The sequence below is a fragment of the Bacteroides sp. L008 genome, assembly GCF_040812255.1.
Lineage (GTDB): Bacteria > Bacteroidota > Bacteroidia > Bacteroidales > Bacteroidaceae > Bacteroides > Bacteroides vicugnae.
Genome location: NZ_JBFNXO010000002.1, coordinates 646,517 through 659,354 on the forward strand (window position 1 = coordinate 646,517; position 12,838 = coordinate 659,354).

Below are 12,838 nucleotides of genomic sequence, written 5' to 3' on the forward strand. Positions count from 1 at the left end.
TGCTTTTTTACTCTGCAAATGTATATAAAATATTTTTTTTACTTACTTTTGTCTCATTAAAACGTTCAATCATGAAAGCATTATTACCTGTATATTGTCGTCCTTTAGGATATGTTGTCTTGTTGGTAGCTCTGTTCATCCCTTTTATTCTAGTGATGCGGGGAGTGGTGACCGATAATAACTTGCTGTTTTATAAAGAATGCACAAAGTTATTGATGATGGCAGGATGCTTGTTGATAATCTTTGCATTCAGTAAAAATGAGAGCCGGGAAACGGAGCAGATTCGTAATTCAGCTGTTCGTAATGCTATCTTTTTAACATTCTTGTTCGTCTTTGGTGGTATGTTGTGGCGTGTAATGCAAGGAGATGTGATTAATGTTGATACTTCCTCTTTCTTGACCTTTTTGGTTTTTAATGTGCTTTGTTTGGAATTTGGTCTTAAAAAAGCGCTTGTTGATCGATTCTTTAAAAGATAATTTTCTTTTCAATTAAACCTTTTGCGATTCGATTTGTCAAAAAGACATTGTTATTGCTACTAATATAATCGTAAATAAGGTAAATGAAAAGATTTTCAGCAGGGTTGGTGCTGATGTTGCTATGCACCTTCTCAATTTTTGCACAGAATAAGGTAATTACCGTTTCGGGACGTGTGGTGGAAGCCGACACAAAAGAGCCTGCAGCGCAGGCTACAGTTCAATTGTTATCATTGCCTGATAGCGCTTATGCCGCTGGTATAGCCAGTAGTAATCAGGGATGGTTCACTCTCCCCAAAGTAAAAGCCGGGAAATATGTGTTGAAAGTTTCCTATATCGGGTTTCGTACCAAACTCGTACCAGTACAATTATCTGCTAATGCCACCGATAAAAAGATGGGGACCATTGCATTAGATCCGGATGCTGTTATGCTGAAAGAAGCAGTGATTACTGCCGAAGCTCCGCAGGTGACCGTAAAAGAAGATACTCTGGAATATAATTCGGCTGCTTATCGTACTCCGGAAGGAGCGATGCTCGAAGAATTGGTAAAGAAACTTCCGGGAGCAGAGATTGATGATGACGGTAATGTCAAAATCAATGGTAAAGAAGTAAAGAAGATTATGGTAGATGGTAAAGAGTTCTTTGGGGGTGATGTGAAAACCGGATTGAAGAACTTGCCGGTCAACATGATTGATAAACTGAAAACATACGATAAAAAATCGGACTTGGCACGTGTCACCGGAATAGATGATGGGGAAGAAGAAACCGTTCTCGACCTGAAAGTGAAGAAAGGAATGAATCAAGGTTGGTTTGGTAACGCAAGTGTTGCTGGTGGTACAGAAGACCGTTATGGAAGTAACTTGATGTTGAACCGTTTTGTCGATAATAGCCAATTCTCTTTAATTGGTTCGGCCAATAATGTGAACGATCAAGGATTCTCAGGTGGAGGTGGTGGCCCTCGTTTCCGGAATAGCAATGGTTTGACTGCTACCAAGATGCTTGGAGCTAACTTTGCTACTCAGACTGATAAGCTGGAACTGGGAGGTAGTGCCCGTTATAATTTCAGTGACCGGGATGCAACATCTACAAACTACTCGGAACGTTTCCTGCAAAATGGAAATTCGTACTCCAACTCAAACAGTAAAGGCCGTAATAAAAATACAAACTTCAATGCCGACTTCCGTTTGGAATGGAAACCGGATACATTGACAAACATCATTTTCCGTCCGAACGTTTCTTATGGAAAGTCTAACAGTTATTCTATTTCCGAATCGGGTACTTTTAATGGAGATCCATTTAATTTGGTGTCTAATCCTAATGAGTTTTTGAATAAGATTTTCTGGGGAAGTACAGATGATCCTTTAGAAGCTATTCGTGTCAACGCCAGCAACAGTGAATCAGAATCAGAAGGTCAGAGTCTCTCTGCAAATGCTTCTTTACAGCTGAATCGTAGATTGAATAATCAGGGACGAAACATCACTTTCCGTGGTACATTTAGTTATGGAGATAATGATAGCGAACAGTTTAGTGAATCATTGACGCGTTATTTTGATGATAATGCAAAAAAAGAAGATGATGAACGTAAACAGTATACTACTTCTCCAACCAAAAGTTATGATTATACTGCCGAACTGACTTATAGTGAGCCGATTGCGAGAGCCACTTTTTTACAGTTCCGCTATAAATTTCAATATAAGTATAGTGAAAGCGATAGAAGTACGTACAGTTTGATTCCTGATGCAGATAAAGGACAGGATTGGTTTTGGAATTTTGGTGATGGTCTACCTGAAGGATATGAAGAGAATAAGGATAGAGATTTGAGTAAATATGCTCAATATAAATACTATAACCATGATATTAATGCAGGGTTGAATATTATCCGCGAGAAATATCGATTGAACTTTGGAGTGTCTCTGCAACCGCAGAATACCAGATTAGATTATAAGAAAGCTGAAGTAGATACTGTAGTAAAAAGAAATGTGTTCAATTTTGCTCCTAATGTTGATTTTCGTTACAGATTCTCTAAAGTCAGCCAGTTACGCTTTACTTATCGGGGACGTGCAAGCCAGCCGAGTATGGAAAATTTGCTGGATGTAACCGATGATTCTAATCCGTTGAACATTCGTAAGGGTAATCCGGGATTGAAGCCTTCCTTCTCTCATTCTATGCGTTTGTTCTACAATACTTATAATGCAGATAAACAGCGTGGCATAATGGCTCATGCAAACTTGAATATGACTCAAAACAATATTACCAATGCCACTACTTACAATCAGAGTACTGGTGGAGTAACAGTTAAACCGGAGAATATCAACGGAAACTGGAATGCGATGGGTATGTTTGGGTTCAATACAGCATTGAAAGATAAGCGTTTCACTATAAATTCTTTCTCTCGTGCCAACTATACCAATGCGGTTTCTTACCTTTTCAATGACGATACCAAGATAAATGACAAGAACACCAGTACAACATTGACTTTAGGAGAGAATCTGAATGGAACTTTTCGTAACGACTGGTTTGAATTTACCTTGAATGGTTCGATTAACTATAACTTTGAACGAAACAAACTGCGTCCGGAAAATAACCAGGAACCTTATACATTTGGTTATGGTGCAAGCACTAATATCTCTTTACCTTGGAGTATGACGTTGTCAACCAATATAACTAATAACGCACGCCGTGGTTATCGTGATGCCAGTATGAATAAGAATGAACTTATCTGGAATGCGCAGATTGCCCAGAACTTCCTGAAGGGCAATGCTGCAACCATCAGTTTTGAAGTATATGATATTTTGCGGCAGCAATCCAATATCAGCCGTTCGTTGACAGCCGATATGCGTTCTGTTTCCGAATATAATGGAATTAATAGTTATTGTATGCTTCGTTTCTCTTATCGCCTGAATATTTTTGGAAATAAAGAAGCCCGTGGCAATATGCGTCATGGTGGTTTTGATGGTGGTGGTCCGCGTGGCCCACGTGGTGGAGGCTATGGAGGTGGCAGACCATTCTGAAGTAGCGTAATAGATTCAAATAAAACGAAGAAAGTCCCGGCACAACATTCAATGTTGTCACCGGGACTTCTTTGTTAATCCGATAATTTACTCTATATTTGTTGTTCAGTATCTGTATGAAAGGAGATTCCTATGATTGATTGGAACTATATGCTTAGCCAGATAGCAACAGTAGCTTTTGATATTCTTTATTTTGGAGCCATTATCGGTACGATTGTCATTATCATTCTTGACAACCGGAATCCGGTTAAAACGATGGCATGGATACTCATATTACTTTTCTTACCTATTGTCGGGCTTGTCTTTTATTTTTTCTTTGGCCGGAGCCAGCGTCGTGAGCGTATCATCGGGCAAAAAAGCTATGACCGCCTATTAAAGAAACCAATGGCCGAATATCTGGCACAGGATTGTTCGGATGTTCCCTATGAATACTCCCGTCTTATTCAACTTTTCCAGCAAACGAATCAGGCATTTCCATTTGAGGGAAATCGTGTGGCAATCTATACCGAAGGATATACCAAACTCCAATCATTATTGCGCGAACTACAAAAAGCGAAGCAGCATATCCATATGGAATATTATATCTTTGAGGATGATGCTATTGGACGTCTGGTCAGAGACGTACTGATAGAAAAGGCTTCTCAAGGAGTTGAAGTGCGGGTGATCTATGATGATGTAGGTTGCTGGCATGTGCCTAACCGCTTTTTCGAAGAAATGCGTAATGCCGGTATAGAGGTCAGGAGCTTTTTAAAGGTACGTTTTCCCTTATTTACCAGTAGAGTGAATTACCGGAACCATAGAAAGATTGTTGTCATTGACGGGCGTGTGGGTTTTGTTGGGGGAATGAATCTGGCAGAACGCTATATGCGTGGCTTTTCTTGGGGAGTTTGGCGTGATACGCATATCATGCTGGAAGGGAAGGCTGTGCACGGTCTGCAAACGGCTTTTCTGCTCGATTGGTATTTTGTAGACCGTACGCTGATAACTGCTTCCCGTTATTTTCCAAAGATTGATTCTTGTGGAAATTCTTTAGCGCAAATTGTCACGAGTGAGCCTATCGGACCCTGGAAAGAAATCATGCAGGGCTTGACGGTTGCCATTACCAGTGCAAAAAAATATTTCTATATGCAAACCCCTTATTTCTTGCCTACAGAGCAAATATTAGCTGCTATGCAAACAGCTGCATTGTCCGGGGTAGATGTGCGCTTAATGCTACCGGAACGTGCCGATAATTGGATTACTCATCTTGGATCGCGTTCTTATTTGGCAGATGTGATGCAGGCAGGTGTTAAAGTCTATTTTTATAAGAGGGGCTTTCTGCATTCTAAGCTCATGGTTTCAGATGACATGCTTTCCACAGTGGGGTCTACTAATGTTGACTTTCGTAGCTTTGAGCACAATTTTGAAGTGAATGCCTTTATGTATGACGTAGAAACAGCCCTTGAAATGAAAGAGATATTTCTTCAGGATCAGCGAGAAAGTACACAAATCTTTTTTAAGAATTGGGTCAGACGTTCGTGGAGACAAAAAGCTGCGGAGTCTATCGTGCGTTTATTGGCTCCGCTACTTTAATAGTGATGAGATTGATTGGAAAACTTATCTGAACAGTGAGAAGTTTACACTTCCATACACTCTTCTCTCTATGAAATGTGGATTATCTTCGAAGTTATTATCTTTTCCGTGTTCCAGTACCAATAATCCTCCCTCTTTGAGAAGATCGTTTTGGAAGATTAATTCAGGTATTGTTTCCAACTCTTTTAATGCATAAGGAGGATCGGCAAAGATGAAGTCGAACTGTTCGCGACCATTCTTGATAAATTTGAATACATCTCCGCGTATTGGCAGACACTTGTCTGTTTGCACCTCTTTCATGATTTTGCAGATGAACGAGTGATGCGCAGGATCTTTCTCAACGCTAATAACCCGGTCACATCCGCGGGATACCAGTTCGATACTAATACTTCCGGTTCCGGCAAACAAGTCGAGAGCTGTGACTCCTTCTTCAAAATCGATGTAGTTGTTGAGTACATTGAACAGATTTTCTTTGGCGAAATCTGTTGTAGGACGTGCTTTAAATGTTCGGGGCACGTCAAATCTTCTTCGTTTGTAAATACCGCTGATTACTCGCATGTTAATAAGGCTTGCATGTCAATATTAGTTGCAGGATTCATAATAAATACCTGTAGGATAAACTTTTTCAGTTCGCTCATTAAAACTTCTTTCTCGGAAAGTGTTCCAGTTAGATGTAGCTCATCCCGCTCCTGATTAAATTCCAGTTGCTTCCAAGCGTACAATAAATAGTAAATACGGTCTTCTGTATGCGTGCATTCAAAAGAATTAGACAGAAGTAGATGACCCCGTTCAAAGCAATAGATGTCAATACCGTCTTTGCGTACAGAAGCATACATCTTCTTACTGTTTCCTAATCTGCTTTTTACAGAAAAATAATCGATAAACGGAGTAGATTGAGAATAAAAGCGAGCTTCGGGATATTGTTCATTCAAAAAGATCTGTGCGCTTTTGTCTATACCGAAAATGACAGCTACATTATTCTTTCTTAGAATATTGTAGAGTACCGTTTCGTTTTCTTTTTTCTGATGATTGTGATAAAATAGAAGTTCTGTCTGTTCCTCTTCAAAAAGGTCTAATGGCACGATTGTAAAACGTTTACTTGCCATCATAATGTTTACCCGTTTGTAAGGATGATTGAGGAAGTCCGATTCGTGGAAGACTGCCTTTAGATTTGCTGTTAGGGATAGAGAAGCGTCTATCTCTTTCTCTATGATTGAAAGCGAATCGTCATGAATCGGGTTATAGATAGAAAAAGAAAATCCATCCGTACTAAGACGGATGGATAAAGTATATTGTTTTGATTTAGTAAAATCAATCATTATTCCCAGTTACCAGCACCATTGTTCGGAGTATCGATAGAACCTACCATCAAACCGCAGTATCTACCCAATTTGCTCTGAACATCTTTTAAATTAATAATCTCTTGCTTGTCAAGTCCGTTCAAATAAGTTTCATACGGAGCTTTTACTTCAAATAAGTATACAGGAGCACCGGATTTAGCAGTATCGTTTTTTACATTCATTTCGAATTGAGCACCACCTCCGTAAGGGATGTATCTCATAGAATCCGGGTTGAATCCTTTCGGGAAAATAGTATCCATAACAGCTACCCACATAGTGTCACGTTTGAAGTTTTCAAGTCCCCATTTCTTAACTTCATCATATTTGCCTGTCTTCTTTGCTTTTTCGATGATAGCCATAGCTTTCTTTTCAGTCAGTCCGTCTTCCAATTGTTTGTCGGTCAACATTCCCATCTTCATAACGAACGGCAATTTTTGATTTTTAACGAAGTCAATCAATGTGTCAAATTTGTCTGTATACATTCCGCGGTGCAGCGTACGGTATTCCTGCTGTGCCTTACGGATGTCGATCAAACGGGCAATGACTGCTTTTTCTCTGTCTTTTTTAGCGTTTTCAAAATTGATAGGACCCATAATGCTGGTGTAGCAGATGTAAATCAGTGCAGCAGCACAAAGCACCAATACAATATTAAATACTGTTTTCATGATAAATTATGTTTTTAGTTGTTATATTCGCATCGCAAAAATAGAATAAATAAATTTAAATACGATAGTTCCTCGAACTTTTTTCTCGTACAAAAATGATAAATAACTATTTAGAAAGGCAAATTAAGGAAAATTTTCCTTATCAACCAACTTTAGAGCAGGAAATTGCTGTAAAATCTCTTTCAGAGTTTCTGCTGTCCACACTGGCGGATGAAGTCTTTATCTTAAGAGGTTATGCCGGCACTGGTAAAACTTCATTGGTAGGGGCATTGGTGAAAACCATGGATCAATTGCAGCAGAAATCTGTATTGTTGGCTCCTACAGGGCGCGCGGCAAAGGTCTTTTCAACATATGCAGGACATCCGGCTTTCACCATTCATAAAAAAATATATAGGCAACAGTCTTTTTCGAATGAGCTTAGTAATTTTTCGATCAATGACAATCTGGCTACAAATACTTTATTCATCGTTGATGAGGCTTCCATGATTTCAAACGAAGGACTGTCGGGGAGTGTGTTTGGAACAGGTCGTCTATTGGACGATTTAGTGCAATTTGTTTATTCGGGGCAGGGGTGTCGTCTCTTGTTAATGGGTGATACTGCGCAGCTTCCTCCGGTAGGAGAGGAGTTAAGCCCGGCACTTTTTTCCGATGCATTGAAGGGATATGGGCTTGAAGTACGTGAGATTGATCTTACTCAAGTAGTTCGTCAGGTGCAAGAATCCGGAATATTATGGAATGCCACACAGTTGAGGCGATTGATAGCGGAGGATGATTGTTATTCTTTGCCTAAAATAAAAATAGCAGGCTTTCCTGATATTAAACTGGTACCGGGAACGGAACTGATAGAGGAACTGACTAATTGTTATGATCATGATGGTATGGATGAAACGATTGTTGTCTGTCGTTCTAATAAGCGTGCAAACCTATATAATAATGGAATACGTGCTCAAATTCTTTGGCGTGAAGATGAATTGAACTCAGGAGATATGTTGATGATAGCTAGAAATAATTACTATTGGACAGAGAAATATAAGGAGATGGATTTTATAGCGAATGGCGAGATAGCAGTTGTCCGGCGTGTTCGTCGAACTCGTGACATATATGGCTTTCGTTTTGCGGAAGTCACTCTCCGTTTTCCTGACCAGAATGATTTTGAATTGGATGCAAATCTCTTATTGGATACTTTGCATTCGGATTCACCTGCATTATCAAAAGAAGACAATGACCGATTATTTTATACAGTACTTGAGGACTATATAGATATTCCAATCAAAAGAGACCGGATGAAAAAGATGAAAGCTGATCCGCATTATAATGCATTGCAAGTGAAATATGCATATGCAATAACCTGTCATAAAGCGCAAGGTGGGCAGTGGCAGAATGTATTTTTAGATCAGGGGTATATGACGGATGAGTATTTGACTCCTGATTATTTCCGATGGCTGTATACGGCTTTTACTCGTGCGACAAAAACATTGTATTTGGTGAATTATCCGAAAGAACAGGTGGAGTGATTAAGATGTTTTTATCTCAAAACTTTTTTAAAAGCCCTTCATTTTTCATATACACATCATGGAGGATTTATTTATAGAACCTTCTTATTACAAACTTACTTTTTGTATTGAGATATTGCAACTTTATTATTAGATGTTATAGAATAATTCTCCATTTCCATTTGTAACATTGATTGTTGCTTCGTCTGAATATTCAAGTCTGGTAATAAATTCGATGCTTTCTTTGTCTAGTTCCAATATGTCGGTGGCATAAACACTAACAGACAGTTTACGGAATCTTCCGTCTTTGTTTGATACTATAATTATTGTTCCAACATTTTGAAAACCTTCTATTTGGGTTCCACTATTTTCTATCGTAGCTTGGGCAATATACAGATTTAGTGAAGATACGTTGTATTCACCACCTCCTTGTGTAATACTGATAGTCACCTTATTTTCGCTACCAATCTTTACTTTTATATTTTCCTGTTCTATTTCTAATTTAGAAATTGGTTCTGTTGTAATTCCCTCCTGTTTGTCATCATTACATCAACCCTACAAGGAGCAGGATAGACATAACCATTAATAACTTATTTATTGTTTTCATATCTTCAGTTTCATTTTAATAAGTTTATTATTTCCAGTCTTTGAGAGATTTGATACTGTCGAATACTAGTTCTTCATCCTAGAAAGAGCGAGCTATTCTTTGCATAGTCGGTAATTGCACTGTTTCAAAATTGTCTCAGTTGGAGGCCATAGTAAAAATCATGTGTGAACCGTAAGCATTGGCACGCATACCCCGCAAATTATTTTCTCTTGGAAAAGATTTTTTTTAAAAAAAAGATAAATCGGACTAAGTGTTTATTATTTTAGCATTGTTTTATTAACAGAGGAGGGGAAGTCGACACCATCCTTGAGAGTTTAATAAAATGTATAACCATTAAATAAAATGTATGGAAAGCAAACATTCGCTTCGAAACTCGAAGTTATTTCGGGCTTTATTAGTCTTTTTGTTTTTGGCAGTTCCTGTACAATGGGCTATGGCGCAGTTGACCTTATCAACTCCCCGTACAACTTTAGGCACTGTAATCAAGCAAATTCAATCACAATCAAAGTATCAGTTTTTTTATAATGACAAACTTTCAACCATTACGGTTGAGCCTCTTAAAGTGAAGGACGCTTCTTTGGAGCAAGTATTAAGTACACTCCTTAAAGATAAGGCAGTCTCTTATAAAATAGAAGAGAATATTATTTATTTATCTGAAAAGGGGGATTCTAATCCAGTACAACAGCAAAGTGGAAAAGAACGTACTATAACCGGACAAGTATTGGATTCTAAGGGTGAACCTCTAATTGGTGTTAGTATCTTAGTAAAGGGAACAACAGATGGCGCTATTACGGATTTAGATGGTAATTATAAAATAATCACAAAAAGTAATAATCCTATTATTATTTATTCTTATATTGGCTATAAGACACAGGAGGTGCCTTTAAAAGGGCAGACCTCTATCAATATAACGTTGATGGACGATACACAAGTGATTGATGAGGTTGTAGTTACAGCACTAGGTATCAAACGTTCAGAGAAAGCTTTGAGTTACAATGTAACACAAGTAGATGCCGAATCGGCTTTGGCTGTAAAAGATGCAAACTTTATCAACTCTCTAAATGGAAAGGTCGCAGGTTTGAACATCAACTCTTCTTCTTCCGGTATCGGTGGTGCAAGTAAGGTTGTTATGCGTGGATCAAGAGGTATTGAACAATCTTCCAATGCACTTTATGTAATTGACGGTATTCCAATGTATAATTTAAGTGCTTCAGGTGGTTCTGAAGAATTTCAATCACAAGGTTCCACAGAAGCTATAGCAGATATTAATCCGGAAGATATTGAATCAATGTCGGTCTTATCCGGAGCCGCTGCTGCCGCATTGTATGGTAGCAATGCTGCCAATGGTGCTATTGTAATTACTACAAAGAAAGGAAAAGTTGGGCGTGTATCTCTGACGGTATCCAGTAATACAGAAATGTTATCCCAGTTTGTTATGCCGGAATTCCAAAATCGTTATGGCACATCCGGCACAGATGCCAGTTGGGGAAAGAGACTGAACGATGCCAATTACTATGGATACGATCCTGCAAGTGATTATTTCCAAACAGGACTTATCGGAACAGAGTCTGTAACACTTTCTACCGGAACTGAACACAATCAGACTTATTTGTCTGCTGCTGCGGTTAATTCACGTGGAATTATTCCCAATAATAAGTATGAACGCTATAACTTTACATTCCGTAATACAACTCTTTTCCTAGATGATAAAATGAAGTTGGATGTGGGGGCTCAATATATTATGCAGAAAGACCGTAATATGGTAAACCAAGGTATCTATGCCAATCCATTGGCTTCTGCTTATTTATTTCCACGTGGTAACGACTGGGAAGATTATAAGATGTATGAACGTTATGATTTAGAACGTAACATGTATACTCAATACTGGCCGCAAGGTGGTGGTTCTTTTCGTTTGCAAAATCCTTACTGGATCAACTACCGTAACTTGCGCGAAAATGACAAAGACCGTTATATGTTGAGTGCAGCTTTGAGTTATGATATCTTAAGTTGGTTGAATGTAGCCGGGCGTGTACGTTTGGATAATTCCTATAACACATATACACAAAAATACTATGCTTCTACTATTGAAACCATAGCTGAAGGTAAAAATGGTTTTTATGGAGTAACAAATACTCGTGACAAACAAACATACGCGGATTTGTTGCTGAATATTAACAAGACATTTGGAGAGGATTGGAGCCTGACTGCCAATATTGGTGCTTCCTATTCCGATAATCGTTCTGAAGCTCTTGGTGTCAGTGGACCGATTGCCGCAAACGGTCTTCCTAACTTTTTCACTGTTGCCCAACTGGATAAGGATACAGGTAAACGTGAGGAAACCGGTTATCGTGAACAGACTCAATCTATATTTGCATCAGCGGAAGTTGGCTATAAGAGTACTTATTATTTAACTCTTACCGGACGTAATGATTGGCCGAGCCAACTGGCGGGCCCGAACTCAAAACAAGCATCTTTTTTCTACCCGTCAGTAGGTACTTCTATTGTTCTGTCAGAGTTGTTTAAGTTACCTGAAAGTATTTCTTACTTGAAATTACGTGCTTCATGGGCATCTGTTGGTCTACCCTTCGGGCGTTTCTTAGCATATCCGACTTTCTCTTGGAATACTTCTACCGGAGCGTATTCTTCTCAATCTGCATATCCATTATATGATTTGAAACCGGAAAGAACAGACTCTTGGGAAGTTGGTCTTACTGCACGCTTTCTGAAAAACTTCAATTTGGATGTTTCATTCTACAATACCAAGACTTATAATCAGACTATGGATGCCAAACTTTCTCCAACAGGAGGATACAGCACTTTTTATGCACAGACTGGTAATGTACGCAACCGTGGTGTAGAACTCTCTTTGGGTTACAAAAATACATGGAATAAATTTACATGGAGTTCGAATTATACATTCAGCGCCAATAAAAACAAAATATTAAGCTTGATTGACGGGTATATAAATCCTGTGACAGGTGAAGAGATTACAAAAGACCGAATGGATGTAGGTGGTTTATCAAAGGCTAGGTTTATTTTAAAAGTAGGTGGTTCTTTGGGTGATCTTTATTCACAGTCCGACTTACTCCGCGATTCGAATAATAAGATTTATGTAAATGAAGATGGAAATGTGACAGTAAACGATAAAGTTGATGACATTTATCTAGGTTCTGTCTTCCCAAAAGCTAATATGGCATGGCGTAATGATTTCCAATATGGCAACTGGGGGCTTGGTTTCTTGTTAACAGCCCGTTTGGGAGGTGTTGTGTATTCTGCAACCCAAGCCGTACTTGATTCCTATGGTGTGTCTGAAGTAACAGCGGCAGCCCGTGACAATGGTGGGGTTGTGATAAATGGTAATGATAGAATTGATGCACAAAAATGGTATTCAGTAGTCGGTGCTGACAGTGGTATTCCTCAATACTATACGTATAGCGCCACTAACTTGCGTCTGCAAGAAGCTTCAGTAAGTTACACCATTCCAAGAAAAAAACTGAAAAACATAATGGATATAACTCTTTCATTAGTAGGACGTAATTTATGGATGATTTACTGTAAGGCTCCTTTCGATCCGGAGTCAGTGGCAACTACAGGTAATTATTATCAAGGAATTGATTACTTTATGATGCCTAGCCTTCGTAGCGTAGGATTCAATTTGAAACTTAAATTCTAAAAAC

General features: G+C 38.8%; 9 protein-coding genes. 5 read left to right on the top strand and 4 right to left on the bottom strand.

Features of this window, described 5'->3' with window-relative positions; translation table 11 throughout:
- Positions 1-71 precede the first annotated feature (71 nt).
- From AB3G73_RS21730 to cls, 3 genes are all read left to right on the top strand, one after another.
- Positions 72-476, top strand: coding sequence for a hypothetical protein (locus tag AB3G73_RS21730; protein ID WP_099146493.1), 405 nt, complete (start codon positions 72-74; stop codon positions 474-476).
- An 83-nt stretch (positions 477-559) separates the two neighbouring features.
- Entirely contained in the window at positions 560-3,484 is a 2,925-nt protein-coding gene (locus tag AB3G73_RS21735; RefSeq protein WP_099146474.1) for a TonB-dependent receptor, read from the top strand.
- Between the two features lie 132 nt (positions 3,485-3,616).
- Positions 3,617-5,056, top strand: a complete 1,440-nt coding sequence (gene cls / locus AB3G73_RS21740) for a cardiolipin synthase (RefSeq protein ID WP_099146475.1) — start codon at positions 3,617-3,619, stop codon at positions 5,054-5,056.
- A 24-nt stretch (positions 5,057-5,080) separates the two neighbouring features.
- Here cls and AB3G73_RS21745 read toward each other — a convergent pair whose 3' ends face one another.
- From AB3G73_RS21745 to AB3G73_RS21755, 3 genes are read right to left on the bottom strand one after another with little or no spacing between them, the layout of a single operon-like run.
- Positions 5,081-5,614, bottom strand: coding sequence for an RsmD family RNA methyltransferase (locus AB3G73_RS21745; RefSeq protein ID WP_099146476.1), 534 nt, complete (start codon positions 5,612-5,614; stop codon positions 5,081-5,083).
- Positions 5,605-6,375: a DUF3822 family protein gene (locus AB3G73_RS21750; RefSeq protein ID WP_367745591.1), complete on the bottom strand. Its 771-nt coding sequence runs from the start codon at positions 6,373-6,375 to the stop codon at positions 5,605-5,607. The genes AB3G73_RS21745 and AB3G73_RS21750 overlap by 10 nt, the downstream gene beginning before the upstream one ends.
- On the bottom strand, positions 6,375-7,061 hold the full coding sequence (locus AB3G73_RS21755) for a hypothetical protein (RefSeq protein WP_148366477.1): 687 nt from the start codon (positions 7,059-7,061) through the stop codon (positions 6,375-6,377). Before AB3G73_RS21755 ends, AB3G73_RS21750 begins: the two co-directional genes overlap by 1 nt.
- Before the next feature lie 95 nt (positions 7,062-7,156).
- Here AB3G73_RS21755 and AB3G73_RS21760 point away from each other — a divergent pair, with 95 nt between their 5' ends.
- Positions 7,157-8,575, top strand: a complete 1,419-nt coding sequence (locus tag AB3G73_RS21760; RefSeq protein ID WP_195648586.1) for an ATP-dependent RecD-like DNA helicase — start codon at positions 7,157-7,159, stop codon at positions 8,573-8,575.
- A 129-nt stretch (positions 8,576-8,704) separates the two neighbouring features.
- Here AB3G73_RS21760 and AB3G73_RS21765 read toward each other — a convergent pair whose 3' ends face one another.
- Entirely contained in the window at positions 8,705-9,004 is a 300-nt protein-coding gene (locus AB3G73_RS21765) for a hypothetical protein (RefSeq protein ID WP_217721363.1), read from the bottom strand.
- Between the two features lie 503 nt (positions 9,005-9,507).
- Here AB3G73_RS21765 and AB3G73_RS21770 point away from each other — a divergent pair.
- On the top strand, positions 9,508-12,834 hold the full coding sequence (locus AB3G73_RS21770; protein ID WP_148366475.1) for a TonB-dependent receptor: 3,327 nt from the start codon (positions 9,508-9,510) through the stop codon (positions 12,832-12,834).
- Positions 12,835-12,838: the final 4 nt, after the last annotated feature.